We start from the raw sequence: 16,891 nt of genomic DNA, 5'->3' as shown, positions 1-16,891 counted from the left end.
ATCAGCCACCAGAAGGTGCGAATCACCTCGATCGACAGCGCAGACGCGCGACTCACCATCGCCGCGCCCGACATCTCGTCGGTCACGGGCATCCAGATGTCCATCTCCGGCAACACCATCTTGGCTTCCGTCGCCGGTGTGACCATCCCCGTCACCGTTACCGTCGCCAGCGGCCACATCTTGACTCTGAGCGTTCAGGGCCAGAAGGCCTTCAGCTACGACCTGGACCGCAGCCCGATTGTGCCGCCGTGCGCCTTGAATGTGACCGTGGCCAGCAGCGCCGTCGTGCTCGAGTGCCAGGCGTCGCCGGTCCCCCCGAACGTGGTGGCGGCCATATCCGACGCCGCTTCCGGCTGAAGTCCCTCTTCTCGCAGACGCCGGGACCGGCGCCGGCGGTAGCGTGCTGCCGATATGGCCGCCGTCAGCACGATCCACCTCGACGCACCACTAGACGACCTGATGCGCCGCGCCCGAGAGGTAAGCGATGCCGCCCATGGGGCCAGGGTCACCTATTCCCCGAAGGTGTTCATCCCTCTGACGATGCTGTGCCGGGATCGCTGCGGCTACTGCACCTTCGCGAAGGCGCCGGCGCGCATCGATTCTCCGTTCATGACGGAGGAGCAGGTGCTCGAGATCGCCCGCAGCGGCGCCGAAGCGGGATGCCACGAAGCACTCTTCACCTTGGGTGAGCGGCCGGAGGAGCGCTATCCCGTCGCGCGCGCGTGGCTCGAATCGCACGGTTACGCGTCTACCGTCGGCTACCTGGCCGCGATGTGCCGCCTGGTGATGGACGAGACCGGGCTGCTGCCGCACGCGAACGCCGGGGCGCTCTTCGCTGAGGAGCTTGCGTCGTTGCGCCCGGTGACCGCGAGTCAGGGAATGATGCTCGAGAGCTTGCGAGGCGACCTCGGCGCGCACCGGGGATCACCCGACAAGCTCCCACAACGACGGCTCGCGACTCTAGAGGCCGCCGGAGAGCTGGCGATCCCGTTCACGACCGGGATACTCGTCGGGATTGGCGAGACACGCGACGACCGCGTTGCCGCGCTGGAGGCGATCGCAGCGAGTCATGCACGGCATGGCCATGTCCAGGAGGTGATCGTCCAGAACTTCCTGCCGAAGCCCGGGACCGCGATGGCCCGCAGTGCACCGTGCCCTCATGACGACTTCTTGGAGGCGATCGCCCTGGCGCGACTCATCCTCCCTCCTGATGTTCACCTGCAGGCGCCCCCGAACCTGTCAGACGACTTCGGTGTGCTACTCGACGCGGGAATCGACGACTGGGGCGGCGTGTCGCCGTTGACGGCCGATCACGTGAACCCGGAGAGGCCGTGGCCGGCGCTCGAGCGGCTGCGGGCGGTGACCGAAGAGCGCGGGTTCGTGCTGGCTCCGAGGCTCACGGTCTACCCGGAGTTCGTGCTTGCGCCCTCGCGGTGGCTGGACGACCAAACGCTCTTCCCGGTGCTCGACCGAAGCGACGCAGAGGGCCTTGGACGGGACGATCCGGGGTCGTTGTTCCCGCAGAAGGTGGGCGAATACCGCAACGTTGGCGACGGTGCGGAAGTGGTCCTGGTCGGTCGCCGCTCGACGCAGTGGTACTCGGGGGCGGACGCCCACCCGCCGGCGCTGCTCGACGTCGGCGATCGAGTGGCCGGCAGGCCTGGGGTCGGGCTCGGCCGTGTGGCTGAGGTGCTCGAAGGTGTGCGGGATGGCCAGGAGCCGGGGATCGACGAGATCGTTGCTCTGTTCTCGGCGCGCGGCCCGGAGGTGGCGGCAGTAGCAGGGTTGGCGGACGAGATGCGCCGCTCCGCGGTCGGCGACGTCGTCACATGGGTGAGCAACCGCAACATCAACTACACCAACGTCTGCACGTTCAAGTGCCGCTTCTGCGGGTTCTCGAAGGGTCCGTTGTCGCTCAACCTCCGAGGCGCTCCGTATCTCCTGACCCTGGAGGACATAGCTCGTCGCACGGCGGAAGCCTGGGATCTCGGCGCGACCGAGGTGTGCCTCCAGGGCGGGATCCACCCGGACTTCGACGGCGACTACTACATCGAGGTTGCCAAAGCGGTGAAAGACGCCGCCCCCGGCATCCATGTCCACGGCTTCACCGCACTCGAGGTGACAGAAGGCGCGCGACGCCTGGGCGAGCCACTCGATTCGTACCTACAGCGGCTCATGGAGGCCGGGCTGCGTAGCCTGCCTGGCACAGCGGCCGAGATACTCGATGACGAGATCCGCGCCGTCCTCTGTCCGGACAAGATCGATACCGAACAGTGGCTGCATGCACACCGCACGGCACACTCCGTCGGTCTGCGGTCGAACATCACGATCATGTTCGGGGCGATCGAGCAGCCGGTGCACTGGGCACGGCACATCGTCAAGACACGCGAACTGCAGAAGGAGACCGGCGGGTTCACCGAGTTCGTCGGGTTGCCCTTCGTGCACATGGCCGCGCCGATCTACCTGCAAAGGCGTGCCCGGCGCGGCCCCACGTGGCGGGAGGTCATCCTCATGCACGCGGTTGCGCGCATCGCGTACCACGGGTTGATCGACAACATCCAAGCCTCGTGGGTGAAGCTGGGCGCCGAGGGGGCTCAGCAGCTGCTGATGGCCGGGGTCAACGACCTGGGCGGAACCCTCATCGACGAGAACATCTCGAGGGCGGCGGGCGCCAGCCACGGTCAGGGGATGGACGAGGCGGGGTTCCGTGCGATCGTCGAGCCGTTGGGGCGCACTTTGGAGCAACGGACCACCCTGTACGGGCGGGTGGCGCCGGCGGGCTAGAGGCTTGGCGGCGGCATCGGCGGGTTCCATCGGAAGAGGATTTCCTGGTTGATTACCGCCAGCAACTTTCCGGAAGTGTCGTACATGGTGCCGGTGTAGAGGCCTCTCGAACCGCCGGCCTTGAGAGGCGACAGCCACAGCAGCATCCAGTCGTCGGCCTTGACCGGGTGATGGAACCAGATGGCGTGGTCGAGGCTGGGGCCTCCGCGTGGGATCCCGCTCTTGTCCCCATCGGCGAAGCCAGAGCCGACGTCGGAGAGGTACGTGAGCGCGCATGCGTGCACGACCGGATCGTCGGGCAGCGGGGTGCCGGACTTCGCCCACATCCTCGCGGGGACGGGGAACTCGCCCGGCTCGTAGAGGCGCGCCGGCGGGAACGGCTGCATTTCGAGGGCGCGCCCAAACGGAAAACGGGGAGGGTGATAGTCGAGCTCCTCCGGGAGCACGGCGCCGGCCGGGAGCGGTGGCTCGAATTCGGGTCCGCTCTCGGGGACCTGAAACGACGCCAGGGCGCTGAATATCACCTGGCCTTCCTGGATGGCGCTCACATGACGGGCGGAAAAAGACCTCCCGTCGCGGTCACGGTCCACCCGGAGGATCACCGGCATCTGCGCGCGTCCCGGCCGGAGAAAGTATCCGTGGAGCGAGTGAGGCAGCCGTCCTTCAGGAACCGTGAGTGCAGCCGCTCTCAGGGCCTGCGCGGCGACCTGGCCGCCGAAGAGAGCCGGCCGTTCGCCCGCCGTTCGCTCGTTGATGCCCCTGAAGAGGTCGGCGTCTATCTTCTCGAGGTCGAACAGCTCCACGAGATCTTTGGCCGTGCGGAAGGGAGGTGCCTCATCTGCCATGCGTACGCCGACGCTACTAAAAGCGGTTCGCAGAACCTCTTTAAGCTTCGTGAGCAGATGGAAAACGAGGCTCGCGCTTCTCCTTCAACGCCGCGACACCTTCGACGACGTCGGGGCCCATGAAACCCAACATCTCGTAGGCGGCCGATTGCTCGAAGATGGGGGCCGCCTGCTTGACCCAGTTGTTGAGCGCCTTCTTCGTGAATCGGATGGCGGTTCGCGACCCGCTCGCAAGCGTGGCGGCAACTTCCAGCGCCTTGGCCAACACCTCCTCGCGAGGCACCGCGAGGCTGACCATGCCCAGCCGCTCGGCCTCGGCGCCGGTCAGCATCTCCCCCGTCAGCAGGTAATAACGGGCCTTCGCCATCCCTGCGAGAAGCGGCCACAGGATCGCGGCGTGGTCGCCGGCCGCCACGCCGAGGCGAACGTGACCGTCGCCGAGGCGGGCGTCCTGCGCGCAGACCGAGATGTCGGCGCTCAGCGCTATGACCAGGCCGGCGCCGACAGCCGGCCCGTTGATGGCGGAAACGATCGGCTTCTCGCAGTTCAAGACGTTGTAGACCATGTCGGCCATCTCCGTGAGCATGTAGGTCACCCGCTCGTAGCTGCCGACCATCCGCTCGATCATCTCGAAGTCGCCGCCGGCCGAGAACGCGCGACCGGCTCCGGTGATGACCGCCACCCGCGTGTCGGGGTCCGCACCCACATCGAGCCAGACCTTCGCGAGCTCGGTGTGCAGGGTCTCGTCGGTGGCGTTGAAACGGTCAGGCCGGTTGATCGTGATCAGGAGGATGCCCGGCTCTCGGCGCTCGAAGACGAGGCGCTCGTAGGAGGTGTAGTCCACGGCAGGAGACTCTGCCACCTGCGCGGTGGTGACCCCAACCCCACGTCGGCGCGCGCCATTCAGCCCGGGCGGCCGTAGGATTTCGGGCGCCGGCGTGAACGCCGGCGAACAAGGGAAAGGGAGCCGGCAGTGGCCGACAACGACGGATCCGACCTATTTGCCGCCGCCGGCGGCATCCTCGACAACGCTGTCGCGGTGCGGCGCGACATCCACGCCCATCCGGAGACCGGGCTGGACCTGCCGCGCACCCAGGAGCTGATCCTCGACCGCCTCGAGCGCGCGGGGGTGGCAGGTGTGCCCGGCCAGCGCACGACATCGGTGGTGGGGGTGATCGAAGGCGACCTCCCGGGGCCGACGACACTCCTGCGCGCGGACATGGACGCTCTGGAGATGCCCGAGGACACCGGGCTTCCATTTGCGTCCGCCGTCGACGGCAAGATGCACGCGTGCGGCCACGACGCTCACGTTGCGATGCTGCTGGGCGCGGCGACTCTCCTGCAGCAGCGACGCAAGGAGCTCCCCGGCAAGGTCGTGCTCATGTTCCAGCCCGGGGAGGAAGGCCACGGGGGCGCGAAGCTCATGCTCGAGGAGGGCATCCTCGACGCGCACGGCACCGTTGACCGCGCCTTCGCGATCCACATCACCTCCGTGGTCCCTTCCGGACTGGTGACATGCAGGCCCGGGACGATCCTCGCTTCGTCGGACGAATTCCGTATCGTCGTCACCGGAGGCGGAGGACACGCTTCCATGCCGCACGACGCGACAGATCCGGTGCCGGTTGCCTGCGAGATCGTGACCGCCCTGCAGGCAATGGTGACGCGGCGAGTGCCGGCATTCGACCCCGCGGTCGTCACCGTCACCACAATCCAGGCGGGAACGGCCTTCAACGTGATCCCCGAGACGGTCGAGTGCCACGGGACGATCCGTGCGGTCTCTGACAAGACCCGCGACCTCGTCGTCGACGCCGTGCGCCAGGTCGCGGAGAACGTCGCCACTGCTCACGACTGCCGCGCTTCCGTTGAGTGGATGAACGGCAACTACCCGGTGACCGTCAACAACGCCGGCGCCGCCGAGCGCACCCTCGACGTGGCGCGCAAGGTCGTCGGCTCGGACAAGGCGGTGCTCATGCCGAGCCCGGGTATGGGCGCTGAAGACTGGTCCTACGTGTTGCAGGCGGTGCCGGGCTCCATGGCGATACTCGGCGCCGGCCCCCGGGGGGTCGCGCGCCCAGCGCCGAACCATTCCAACCGGATGGTCATCGACGAACCGGCGATGGCTGCCGGGATAGCGCTCTACGCGGGGATGGCCCTCAACTAAAGAGGTTCGCAGAACCGCTTTACGCTGTGGTGGTCTCCTGGGCGAGACGAGTCATCGTGTCGATGTACTCCTCGACCATGTCGTAGATGACGTCCTTGCTCGGGCGAACCTTGTTCATCCGGCTGACGACCTGGCCGACCGGCATGCCGGTGAGCTCCCGATTATTGGAACGCTGTATCCGGCGCATGGCGTAGTTGTTGAGGATGAACTGCAGGGGCATGGGCAGGGTGCCCGGCGATTCCGGTGCTTCCCACGCCTCGGTCCACGCGGTGCGCAGCTGGCGTGCCGGCTTCCCGGTGAGAGCCCTGGAACGCACGGTGTCGGTGGACGACGCCGCGAGCAGCTTGTCCATTGCGATCTCGCCGGTATTCGCCTCGCTGACCGTCAACCAGATCGACCCGGTCCAGACTCCCTGCGCTCCGAGCGCCATCGCGGCAGCCATCTGGCGTCCGGTCGCGATACCGCCCGCGGCCAGAACGGGAACAGGCGCCACCGCATCGACGACATCTGGCACGAGCACCATGCTCGCGACCTCTCCGGTGTGGCCTCCCGCCTCGTACCCCTGAGCGATGATGATGTCGACGCCCTTCTGCACGTCACGGACCGCCTGCTCGACCCGCCCGATCAGGGCCGCAACCTGCACTCCCTGCTCGTGCGCGCGGTCGATCGCCTCCTTCGGTGGGGGGCCGAGAGCGCTCGCCAGCAGCGAGATCGGATGAGCCAGGGCGACGTCGATGAGCGGGGTACCCGTAGCCTCGGTCCAACCGAGAACCCCTGAGCTCAGAGGGTCTCCGGCGCTCGAACCGGCGTCCGGCTCCTCGGAGAGCGGGGGCACACCATGGTCGGCGAGGATTTTCTCCACGTAGTCCCAGTGGGCCTGACTGATCATTCCGCGCAGCTGCTGGGCGAGCTGCTTCTCGTCATGGAGCCCGGCCTCGCGGTCGGCGCTCTTGACGGGCATCACCACGTCGACTCCGTACGGCTTGCCCCCGCAGTGCTCGTCGATCCAAGACAGCTCGATCTCGAGTTGCTCGGGGGAGAACGCGAGAGCGCCCAGCACTCCCATGCCCCCAGCACGGCTCACCGCTGCCGCGACGTCGCGACAGTGGGTGAAGGCGAATATCGGGAATTCGATGCCCAGCATTTCGCACAGCTCGCTCTTCACGTGCCCTCCCGGCTCGTCACCAAAAAATAGAACGCGTTTCGATTGTAACCGCTCGCGCGGGGGGCTACCCCGCCGCCGGCGCCCTCGACACCAAAGCCCTTAGGGTGCTACAAACAGAACGCGTTTCAATGTCCAGGGGGAGGGCGACGTGAAGCTCGAGGACATCGACCTGCTGGACCGGGACCGTTTCACTCGAGGTGTCCCCCACGACTGGTTCACGTTCCTTCGCAACAACGCCCCGATCTACCACCACCCCGAGCCGAAGGGCCCGGGCTTCTGGGTGTTCACCAAGCTCGACGACGTCACGGCGATCGGTCGCGACGCACGGCACTTCTCGTCGGAGCAGTCGAGGGGCGGCGTTGTCGGCCTCGAGGAGCCGGAGGTGGAGGCCGAGTGGGTCGAGCAGGGCGGCAACCTCATGCTCACGATGGACCCTCCTCCGCACACCCGCTACCGCCGGCTGGTGAACAGGGGCTTCACGCCCCGCATGATCGGGATGCTCGAGCCGCACATCCGCGAGCTGACCGTGCGCATCATCGACGACGCCGTGTCCACCGGTGAGGTCGACTTCGTCATCGACGTCGCTTCGGAACTGCCGTTGCAGGTGATCGCAGAGCTGATGGGCGTCCCCACGGAGGACCGCCACAAGGTGTTCGACTGGTCGAACCGGATGATCGGCAGCGAGGACCCCGAGTACTCGGTGTCGATGGACAAGGTGCAAGAGGCGCAATTCGAGATGTTCCTCTACGCCCAGCAGCTCGCGGACCGCCGCCGGGAAGACCCCCAGGACGACATCATCACGAAACTGCTATCAGCGGACGTGGATGGGGACGCGCTCAGCGCGATGGACTTCAACCTGTTCTTCCTTCTGCTCGCGGTGGCGGGCAACGAGACCACCCGCAATGCCATCGCGCACGGAATGAACGCGTTCATCGAGAACCCCGACCAGTACGAACTGCTGGTGTCCAAGCCGGAGCTGATCGACACGGCCGTCGAAGAAATCCTCCGCTGGGCTTCGCCGGTTCTCTACTTCAGGCGCAACGTCACCGAGGACCTCGAATACAAAGGACACCAGCTGCGGGCGGGCGACAAGGTCGGCATCTGGTACGTGTCGGCGAACAGGGACGAGGACGTATTCGACGATCCGTTCAGGTTCGACATCGCGCGCGAGCCGAACGACCACATCGCATTCGGAGGTGGTGGCCCGCACCACTGCCTCGGGGCGAACCTGGCGCGCATGGAGATCAGGCTGTTCTTCCAGGAGTTGGCATCTCGCGTGGAGTCAGTAGAGGCGATCGGCGAGGTTTCGCGCCTGCGATCCAACTTCATCGGCGGGATCAAGCACCTACCGGTGCGATTCCATCGTCAGGGCTAGACGCTCGGCGTGAGCACCTTCACGTTGGCCGGCGACGCCGCTAGCCGAGGATGACGTCGGCGACCTCGCGCATCTCCTGCAAGGAGCGAGCGCCGACGACCAGCGTGGTGACGCCGGCCTCCTCCCACATGGAAAGCTCGTCGCGGATCTGCTCACGGGTCCCGACCAGCGATATGTCGGCAACCATCTGGAGAGGGACGGCTGCGATGGCTTCCTCGCGCTTGCCCTCGAAGAACAGGTCCTGGATCTCGTCGGCTTCCTTTTCGTAGCCCATGCGCGCGAAGACGTTCTTGTGGAAGTTCATCTCCTTGGCACCCATGCCGCCGATGTAGAAGCCGAGGATCGGTTTCATCGTCTCCAGGACAGCGTCCCGGTCGTCGGTGACGACCACGTTGCAGTTGGAGGCGATCTCGAAATCGGCCGCCGTGCGCCGTGCGCCGGGCCGGGCGAACCCCTCGTCGAGCCAACTGCGGTACATCGAGGCAGCCTTCGGCGAGTAGTAGATGGGAAGCCACCCGTCTGCGATCTCCGCGGTCATCGCCACGTTCTTGGGACCCTCGGATCCGAGCAGAATCGGGACGTCGGCCCGCAACGGGTGGGTGATCGGCTTCAAGGGCTTGCCGAGACCGAGCGCGCCCGGGCCGTCGTAGGGCAGTGGGTAGTGCGGACCGGGGTTGCTCACCGGAGCTTCGCGGGCAAGCACCTGGCGGATGATCGACACGTACTCGCGCGTCCGCGCGAGCGGCTTGGAGAACGGCTGGCCGTACCAGCCCTCCACGACCTGCGGGCCGGACAGTCCGAGCCCCAGGCTCAGGCGGCCCCCGGACAGGTGGTCGATGGTCAGCGCGTGCATCGCCGTCGAAGCGGGAGTCCTCGCGGAGATCTGGACGATCGAGGTGCCCAGGCGGATGCGCGAGGTGGAAGCACCCCACCATGCCAGGGGACTGAAGGCATCCGAACCCCACGCCTCCGCAGTGAAGACGATGTCGAATCCCAGCTTCTCGGCTTCGAGCACCTTCTCCAACGCGCCGGCCGGCGGCTGCGCCTGCCAGTAACCGAGCTGCAGACCGAGTTTCATCGCGCAACCATACCTCCCTTGCCCCCAGAACTAGAATGTGTTCTTATTTCGGGGTGACCGAGACCAGCACGAGGACGAGCGAGACCAAGCTCGAGTTTCCCTACAGCCGGACGCTCGGACCCGTGATGGGAGCGTTCATCGCCGGCCTTCGAGAAGGCCGGTTGCTCGGCATCCGGGGCGCCGACGGGCGGGTTCTGGTTCCACCGATGGAGTACGACCCACAGACCGGAGAGTCGCTCGGGACCGAGCTAGTCCCGGTCGGGCCGGGCGGGACGGTGGAGTCGTGGGCGTGGGTGGACGACCCGACACCGAAGCATCCCCTCCAGCACCCGTTCGCGTTCGCGCTCGTGCGGCCCGACGGCGCAGACACCGCGATCGTGTCGGCGGTCGACGCGGGGAGCATCGAGACGATGTCGAGCGGGATGCGTGTCGCTGCACGGTTCGCGAGCGAACCGAAGGGGCTGATCACCGATCTCGAGGCGTGGGAGCCGGAGAAGCGATGAGCAGCGATACTGCGACCCCGAAGGAAAACCTGGTGATGGAGCACCTCGTCTCCCTCACCTACCGGGAACGCCTGACCCCCAACCTGAACCGCTTCGTCGACATGCTCCTCGAAGGGCGATTCGTCGGGCACAAGTGCCCGTCGTGCGGCAGGGTCTACGTGCCGTCGAAGGGTTACTGCCCGCTGTGCGTCGTCGCCACCAGCGAGGCGGACGAGGTCGAAGTCGTCGACAAGGGCACCGTCACCGGTTTCACGATTATCACACCCGTCGCGTACTACGGGCAGAAGGCCACCGATCCTTTTGTGTACGCCTCGGTCTTGCTCGACGGTGCGGATACGCCCTTGAACGGGCAGGACATCATCGGCATCCCCCACGAAGAGCTACGGATGGGCCTGCGGGTCAGAGCCGTGTGGAAACCCAAGGAGGAGCGCAGCGCCGAGGGGATATCCAACCGCGGTTGGGGCGGTATCGGCTCGGTGGTATCGGCCTTCGAAGCCACGGGTGAGCCCGACGCCTCCGAAGACATCTACAAGGAGCACATCTTCTGATGCCCGGCAGCGACATCGCAATTGTCGGCTACGCCCAGACACCCTCGGTCCGCGACGCCGACCTGAGCGAGGTACAGCTCCTCGTCCCGACGGTGTCCGCGGCGATAGAGATGGCGGGGATGGACCGGCGCGAGATCGGCTTCACGTGCGCGGGGAGCTGCGACTACCTGACGGGCGGGCCGTTTGCGTTCGTCAGCAACCTCGAGGCCGCCGGCGCGTGGCCCCCGATCTCCGAGTCGCACGTCGAGGCGGACGGAGCCTGGGCGATGTACGAGGCCTGGATGCGCCTGCTCGAGGGTGACATCGACGTCGCGCTGGCGTTCGGGTCCGGCAAATCGTCTCCGTCCAACCCCGCAGAGGTCTGGGCCCAGCAGCTCGACCCGTACTACCTGGCCCCGCTCGGCGTGGACCCGGTGTCACTCGCCGCCATACAGGGGAGGGCGTTGATCGACGCGGGAAAGGCGACAGAGCGGGATTTCGCAGAGGTGGTCTCCGGCAGCCGGCACAACGCTCTCGGCAACCCGAACGCGCAGCTGGCCGGGGAGTTCGACGTCGAGTCCCTCCTGGAAGAACCGTACTTCCGCGCTCCCCTGCGCAGGCACGACGTGCCGCCGATCTCAGACGGCGCCGTCGCGGTAGTGCTCGCCCGAGGAGACCGGGCGCGAGCGCTGTGCGAGCGCCCGGCGTGGATCAGCGGCATCGACCACCGGATCGAACCCCACCAGCCGGGCATGCGCGACATCACGTCGTCGGCTTCGACGACGCTCGCCGCCCGCAAGGCGGGGTACGACGGCGGACCGTTGGACGTAGTCGAGGTGTCCTCCACGTTCAGCCCGCAGGAGGTGATCCTGCGCGACGCCCTCGGGTTGGGCGCCGGCGCCAACGTGAACCCTTCCGGCGGCCCTCTCGCAGGCAACCCGATCATGGCTGTCGGGCTGATCCGCATCATCGAGGCCGCCGCCCGAATCATCGACGGTTCAGCCCGCACCGCACTCGCACACGCGACGAGCGGTCCGCTGCTCCAACAGAACCTGGTTTGCCTCCTGGAGGGTGAGTGATGGGCGAACGCTGTGCCGTCGTCGGTATCGGCCAGACGCACTTCAAGAAGCGGCGCGACGACGTATCGATCGCCGGTTTGCTGCGGGAGGCGATTGATCGGGCGCTGACCGACGCGGAGATCACCCTCGCCGAGGTCGACGCCGTCGTGATCGGCAAGGCGCCCGACGCGTTCGAGGGGATCGTGATGCCGGAGATCTTCCTCGCGGACGCTCTGGGAGCCACCGGGAAGCCGTTGCTGCGTGTCCACACCGCCGGCTCGGTAGGGGGGTCGACGTTCATCGTCGGCGCCCACCACGTGATCACCGGGATCCACCAGACCGTGCTCGCCGTGTCCTGGGAGAAGCAGTCCGAGGGCAACGCCCAGTGGGGCCTCGCCGGTGGGCGCTCCGGGGGGATAGGCGCCGGCGGTGCGTTCGCGCCGTGGATGCGGGCGTACATCCAGCAGTCCGGCGCGCCCGAGTACATCGGATGGATGGTCGCGGTGAAGGACCGCCGCAACGCGGCCAAGAACCCCTACGCCCACCTGAAGATGCCGGACATCACCTTGGAGAAGGTCAAGGAGTCCCCGATGTTGTGGGATCCGATCCGGTTTCAGGAGTCCTGCCCATCGTCCGACGGTGCGTGCGCCGTCGTGCTCACCAACGAGGCCGGCGCCCGCCGCTCGCCGCGCCCGCCCGCCTGGATCCACGCCCTGTCGGTCCGCAGCGAGCTCGGGCAGTTCCCGGGCCGCAACCCGGTCCGGCCGCAGGCCGGGGTCGAATGCGCGCACGACGTCTACCGCCAGGCCGGTATCACCGACCCGCGAAGCCAGATCGACATGGCGGAGCTCTACGTGCCGTTCAGCTGGTACGAGCCGATGTGGCTCGAGGGCCACGACATCGCCGGTCCAGGTGAGGGCTGGAAGATGGTCGATACGGGCGAGACCGACCTGGGCGGCGCATTCCCCGTGAACCCGTCGGGCGGGGTCCTGTCCACGAACGCCATCGGGGCGTCGGGGATGGTCCGCTTCGCCGAGGCGGCGCTGCAGGTCCGCGGTCTCGCCGGCGAGCACCAGATCGAAGGGGTTCGTACCGCTTTGGCGCAGGCCTACGGAGGTGCCGCGCAGTACTTCGCGATGGGAGTCCTCCGGGACCAGCCGCCGGGCTAGCGGAACCGGAGCGTGACGAGCTCGAACGGTCTCAGCGTGAGGCTGACCGAACGGCCGTCGAGGTCGAGTTCCTCGACGTCACGTTCGAGGAGATCGCAATGGTGGACGTTGCTCAGTCCGGCCGGGCCGGCCTGGAGCGTGACCGTCAGCGGTCCCCTCGAACCGTGCACCTCGCAGATCCGCACGATCACACCGTCACCGTCGTCGGCCCATTTGACGACTTCGACGCTCACTCCGGGCCGGTCGACATGCAGGACGCTTCCACTGGCCGGTGCCAGTCCGGCGGCGGTGGTGAGGGGCAGGTTGAGTGCCTCGGCACGCTCGGGCACCTGAGCGTCCCTGAAGTCACCCGGGTGCGGCAAGAGGGCGTACGTGAACTGGTGGGTCCCACGGTCCGCACTCGGGTCGGGGTAGCCGGGGCCGCGCAGAAGAGACAGGCGCATCGTGTGGCCGCGGATGTCGTAGCCGTACTTGCAGTCGTTGAGCAGGGCCACTCCGTAACCGGGCTCGCCGAGGTCGGCCCACCGGTGCGCGCACACCTCGAAGCGCGCTCGGTCCCAACTGGTGTTCTCGATCGTCGAGCGTTCGATGTACCCGTGCTGGATCTCGTAGGTAGCCCGCGGCGAATGTACGGCTACGGGGAAGGCGACCTTCAGGAAGCGGTGGCGTTCCTGCCAGTCGACCTCGGTGCGGAACTCGACGTGACGGGCCCCTGCGGCCAGTGACATGACCTGGGTGATGCAAGAAGACCCGAACCGGCGGGTGAAGCGGACCGACGCTCTGAGGGGGTTCGACTCGACGAGCTCGGCGGAGTCGAGGTGCCTGAGGTCCTCGACGGTGTCCAGGTAGGAGCGGTCCACGTCCCAGGCGTCGAAAGCACGGGGTTCGTCTTCGTGGAGCTGGAAGAGGTTGCCCCGCTCACCCTCGGCGAGAACCTCACGCTGGGCGGCGTGATCCCAGACCGAAGTGAGGAGCCCGTCGCGGTCCCAGCGCACGCGCAGGATGCCATTGTCGATCCAGCCGTCACCGGCGGACACCGGATGCCAGCCTTCGGGCAACCCGGCTGAGTGAGACGCTCGGGCCCAGCCGCAAGCGGGTGCGGAGACGACTGCCGTTCGGCCGTCGATGTCGACGACATCCTGCCGGTCGTAGGAGGAGGGATTGAAGACCGTCACGCCTGCGAGGACCGGCTCAGGGGCGAGCCTGCTGAGGGACTCGGAGATCACCTCACCCGCCATCCGCTGGATCTCGCGATAGTCGTGCGTCGCGTCCTCGTAGACCCAACGGATGCTCGAACCCGGGATGATGTCGTGGAACTGGTTGAAGAGCAGAAGTTTCCATGCGGCGTCGAGCTCGCGGCGGCGGTCGACGCCGGCGGCGACGGACCACATTTCAGCTGCGCGCAGTGCCTCCTCGCAGCGCCGGTTCCCAGCCTTTACGTCGGCGTGGGTGGTGAGCGTGGCCCGGTGGGCTTCGAGGTACAGCTCGCCGGTCCACGTCGCGAAGCGGTCGGTGTCGAGCGATTGCAGGAATGCACCCACCGATCCGATGGCTACCTCGGGCAGGCCGCCGAGGCCGGCGAGCCGCCGGGCTCTCTCGAGCATGTGCGAGGTCGGCCCTCCCCCGCCGTCGCCGAAGCCGAAGGGATACAGGCTCGAGTCGGATCGCTCGCGATCCTTGTGGTTGTCGCGGGACTTGACGATCTCGGATACCGAGAAGGTGCCGTTGTACGTGTCAGCAGGCGGAAAATGGGCGAGGATCCGGCTGCCGTCGTGGCCTTCCCACCAGAAGGTGGTGTGGGGAAAGACGTTGGTGTCGTTCCAGCTCATCTTCTGGGTGACGATCGCCCGGATCCCGGCTTGCGAGGCGATCTGCGGGAGCGCTGCGCTGTAGCCGAAGACATCCGGGATCCAGAGTTCCGCCGTCTCTATCGCGAACTCGTCGAGGAAGAATCGTTTGCCGTACACGAGCTGGCGTACGAGCGACTCTCCGGACGGAACGTTCGAGTCCGCCTCGACCCACATGCCCCCGACGGGTTCCCAGCGACCTTCCGCGACCCTCGCCTTGATCTGCTCGTACAGGTGTGGGTGTTCGTCCTTGATCCACTGGTACTGAGCTGCCTGGCTGCACGCGAACCGGTGCTCGGGGTATCGCTCCATGAGCCGCAGTTGGTTGGCGAAGGTCCGCGCGCACTTGCGTCGTGTCTCGCGAACCGGCCAAAGCCATGCCGAGTCGATGTGCGCGTGCCCGACCGCGGTCACGCGGTGCGAGGACAGAGTCGGGCGGGCAAGCAGCGGGCGCAGCACCTGCCGGGCCTCCGCGGGTGGTCGGCCGGCTCCGACCAGCGCGCACGCGTCCTGCAGGGCGGAGAGAATCTCGTCGTGTCGCTCGGGAACATGCGCGGAGGATTCGAGGAGCACCTTGATGTCGATGTAGAGAGCCTCGGCGTCACGGTCGGGTTCGGCTAGCTCAGCTTGGCGCAGGGTGTAGAGGGCCTTGCCGTCGTAGTCGGGCGCGAGATCAGGCCAGTCGCGCAAGTGCCAGGGAGGGATCGGATTCGCTGCAGCTTCGACGTAGAACCCGACCCGGTCGCGGTCACGCAAGCCGGTGAGTCCCACTTCGCGGTGCCGGTGGTGAACCCCCTGGATCGCCTCGCCGCCTGGGCTCCAGACCAGACCCTCCGCGCTGAACCCGACCATGTCGTCGCCGCCGAGATGCACGAGCGCCACGGGTTCGCTCCAGCCGGCCGGTACCTCGCCGGAGAGGCGAAACCAGGTGGTGTCCCACATGCCGCCCCAATCCTCGCCGACCTCGAAGGGAGTGAAGCGCCCGGAAACCGCCTCGCCGAACGGAATCGGCTCACCGCCCACCCGAAGTGCCGAGATCTCGAGCGGTGCTCTGCTCGGGTAGATGGCGGGGGTCAGGACGTCCCGCAGGAACCGCTCGATGTCAGCGGGTTCGTCGGGCATGAGGGGAAGCTAACCGGTCATGTAGGTGAAGAGCATCATCTGCGTGGCGTACGCCACCAGCGTGCCGTCCTCGTCCCAGAGGGTGCTCTCAGCGGACGCCCAACCGTCGCTCGCCCACCGGGCACGGTCGTGCGCGAGCAGCCACTCCGTTCGTAGGGGCGCGCAAAAATGGACCGTCAGGTCGGCACTCGGGGCGAACCACTGGGGCCCCTGGCGGCCGAGGCGCTCACCGATCGACCCGGGCATCCGGTCGGCAAGGGTCAGCACCGCGAGGGGGTCCACCGAACCGTCCTCCAAGAGAGGGGGTTCGTCGAATCGCAACCACGTAGCCGTGTCGGACGACTCAGGCTCGTACTCCTCCCAGGGGGCATGACCCATCGCGGCACGGCCTTCGACGTGCCGCCAGAACGGGAACGGGTCCATGGGGTCCACGCCTTCGGGCGGGGGGTCCCGGTAGGACGGGCAATCGAGGGGAGCCGGGACCTTCGGTGAGTTGACGTCGACGAATTCGGGACCGCGGCGCGGCCCGCCGAAGACAGCGAGCACGGTGGCCCCAGCGGCTGCACCCGCGTTGCGAACCGTCGCGGAGACCTGGCTCGCCGAACGGCCACGTCTCAAGACCGATACATCCACCTCGAGCTCACCGGCGGTGACCTGCCCTGCGAACACGGTCGTACACGTGCGCAGCTGCTGCGACGGGTCGTGCACTTCGAAGCCGGCGGCACGCAGGGCGAACGACGCGACGATCCCGCCCTGAGGAAGAGGTGCAAGGTCCCAGTCATGGCTGAGGAACGCCCGGTACCTTCCTTCGCCGGCGGGCTCGACGGTTATCTCCTCGGCGAAAGAAGCCACGCCGCAGAGGTTGCTAGGTGAGCCGGTTGACGGTCAAACGGGTTTCAGCGCAGACCCGCGAACAAATCGTCCTCCGGCAGTTCGGCGCCGGTACGGTCCAGCACCCTGACGAACGCCTCACGCGTCATGATCTCGCCGAAAGCCTTGCGCCCCATCTGCAAGAAGAAGATGTTGTCCGACTGGCTGGCGTGAGCAGTGAGCGAATCGAACTTCCTGTCCAAAGCGCCGCTCACGTCAACGATCGTGGTGACCTCTTCGTCGGGAGTCCCCCACTCCTCCGGTCCTGACGCGCCCTCTTCGGCCGGCACCGCGGCATCCTCCGGGCTTTCGATGGAGGGGAACTCGATACCGAGCTCCTCCAACCTCTGCCCGAGATCCGCGAACCAGCCTTTCGGGACGGCGGTG

At 67.1% G+C, this 16,891-nt stretch carries 15 protein-coding genes; 8 read left to right on the top strand and 7 right to left on the bottom strand.

The genetic code is table 11. The features are described from left to right. Both VNF71_15410 and VNF71_15405 read left to right on the top strand, forming a co-directional pair. Window positions 1-357: hypothetical protein (locus tag VNF71_15410; GenBank protein HVA75942.1), on the top strand; the 357-nt coding region annotated here is incomplete at its 5' end. A gap of 54 nt (window positions 358-411) precedes the next feature. Then, window positions 412-2,784 (top strand): bifunctional FO biosynthesis protein CofGH, encoded by a 2,373-nt coding sequence (locus VNF71_15405; GenBank protein HVA75941.1) that lies wholly within the window; start codon window positions 412-414, stop codon window positions 2,782-2,784. Here VNF71_15405 and VNF71_15400 read toward each other — a convergent pair. Together VNF71_15400 and VNF71_15395 are read right to left on the bottom strand one after the other, a co-directional pair. Next, the gene (locus tag VNF71_15400) at window positions 2,781-3,629 is read right to left on the bottom strand and encodes an acyl-CoA thioesterase domain-containing protein (protein HVA75940.1); all 849 of its coding nucleotides are present in this window, start codon (window positions 3,627-3,629) and stop codon (window positions 2,781-2,783) included. The genes VNF71_15405 and VNF71_15400 overlap by 4 nt on opposite strands. A 40-nt stretch (window positions 3,630-3,669) precedes the next feature. Next, the gene (locus VNF71_15395; protein HVA75939.1) at window positions 3,670-4,473 is read right to left on the bottom strand and encodes an enoyl-CoA hydratase/isomerase family protein; all 804 of its coding nucleotides are present in this window, start codon (window positions 4,471-4,473) and stop codon (window positions 3,670-3,672) included. 129 nt (window positions 4,474-4,602) lie between these two features. Between VNF71_15395 and VNF71_15390 the strand changes: the two genes are divergently transcribed. Continuing rightward, window positions 4,603-5,790 (top strand): M20 family metallopeptidase, encoded by a 1,188-nt coding sequence (locus VNF71_15390; protein HVA75938.1) that lies wholly within the window; start codon window positions 4,603-4,605, stop codon window positions 5,788-5,790. 19 nt (window positions 5,791-5,809) lie between these two features. Here the strand turns inward: VNF71_15390 and VNF71_15385 are convergent, their stop codons facing one another. Beyond that, window positions 5,810-6,955, bottom strand: coding sequence for a nitronate monooxygenase family protein (locus VNF71_15385; GenBank protein HVA75937.1), 1,146 nt, complete (start codon window positions 6,953-6,955; stop codon window positions 5,810-5,812). Window positions 6,956-7,103: 148 nt separating this feature from the next. Between VNF71_15385 and VNF71_15380 the strand changes: the two genes are divergently transcribed. Continuing rightward, complete coding sequence (locus VNF71_15380) at window positions 7,104-8,330, top strand: cytochrome P450 (protein ID HVA75936.1); 1,227 nt, start codon at window positions 7,104-7,106, stop codon at window positions 8,328-8,330. Between the two features lie 40 nt (window positions 8,331-8,370). Here VNF71_15380 and VNF71_15375 read toward each other — a convergent pair whose 3' ends face one another. Continuing rightward, window positions 8,371-9,408 (bottom strand): LLM class F420-dependent oxidoreductase, encoded by a 1,038-nt coding sequence (locus VNF71_15375; GenBank protein ID HVA75935.1) that lies wholly within the window; start codon window positions 9,406-9,408, stop codon window positions 8,371-8,373. 53 nt (window positions 9,409-9,461) lie between these two features. Here VNF71_15375 and VNF71_15370 point away from each other — a divergent pair, with 53 nt between their 5' ends. The 4 genes from VNF71_15370 to VNF71_15355 are packed head-to-tail and all read left to right on the top strand — an operon-like array spanning window position 9,462 to window position 12,665. Next, on the top strand, window positions 9,462-9,911 hold the full coding sequence (locus VNF71_15370; protein HVA75934.1) for an OB-fold domain-containing protein: 450 nt from the start codon (window positions 9,462-9,464) through the stop codon (window positions 9,909-9,911). Further along, complete coding sequence (locus tag VNF71_15365; protein HVA75933.1) at window positions 9,908-10,459, top strand: Zn-ribbon domain-containing OB-fold protein; 552 nt, start codon at window positions 9,908-9,910, stop codon at window positions 10,457-10,459. The genes VNF71_15370 and VNF71_15365 overlap by 4 nt, the downstream gene beginning before the upstream one ends. Further along, window positions 10,459-11,517, top strand: coding sequence for a lipid-transfer protein (locus VNF71_15360; GenBank protein HVA75932.1), 1,059 nt, complete (start codon window positions 10,459-10,461; stop codon window positions 11,515-11,517). The genes VNF71_15365 and VNF71_15360 overlap by 1 nt, the downstream gene beginning before the upstream one ends. Continuing rightward, on the top strand, window positions 11,517-12,665 hold the full coding sequence (locus VNF71_15355; GenBank protein ID HVA75931.1) for a thiolase domain-containing protein: 1,149 nt from the start codon (window positions 11,517-11,519) through the stop codon (window positions 12,663-12,665). The genes VNF71_15360 and VNF71_15355 overlap by 1 nt, the downstream gene beginning before the upstream one ends. On the opposite strand, the gene VNF71_15350 is transcribed toward VNF71_15355, so the two are convergent. The 3 genes from VNF71_15350 to VNF71_15340 form a co-directional block, all read right to left on the bottom strand. Next, entirely contained in the window at window positions 12,662-15,634 is a 2,973-nt protein-coding gene (locus tag VNF71_15350) for an alpha-mannosidase (GenBank protein HVA75930.1), read from the bottom strand. The genes VNF71_15355 and VNF71_15350 overlap by 4 nt on opposite strands. A 9-nt stretch (window positions 15,635-15,643) precedes the next feature. Further along, on the bottom strand, window positions 15,644-16,486 hold the full coding sequence (locus VNF71_15345; GenBank protein HVA75929.1) for a thioesterase family protein: 843 nt from the start codon (window positions 16,484-16,486) through the stop codon (window positions 15,644-15,646). Between the two features lie 44 nt (window positions 16,487-16,530). Next, window positions 16,531-16,891, bottom strand: a 361-nt coding sequence (locus VNF71_15340; protein ID HVA75928.1) for a hypothetical protein, incomplete at its 5' end; no start/stop codon positions are given.

This window comes from Acidimicrobiales bacterium (genome assembly GCA_035533095.1).
Taxonomy (GTDB): domain Bacteria; phylum Actinomycetota; class Acidimicrobiia; order Acidimicrobiales; family Palsa-688; genus DATLUM01.
Note: the sequence above shows the minus strand (reverse complement) of the source record. Positions and strands in the feature narration are given on the sequence as shown.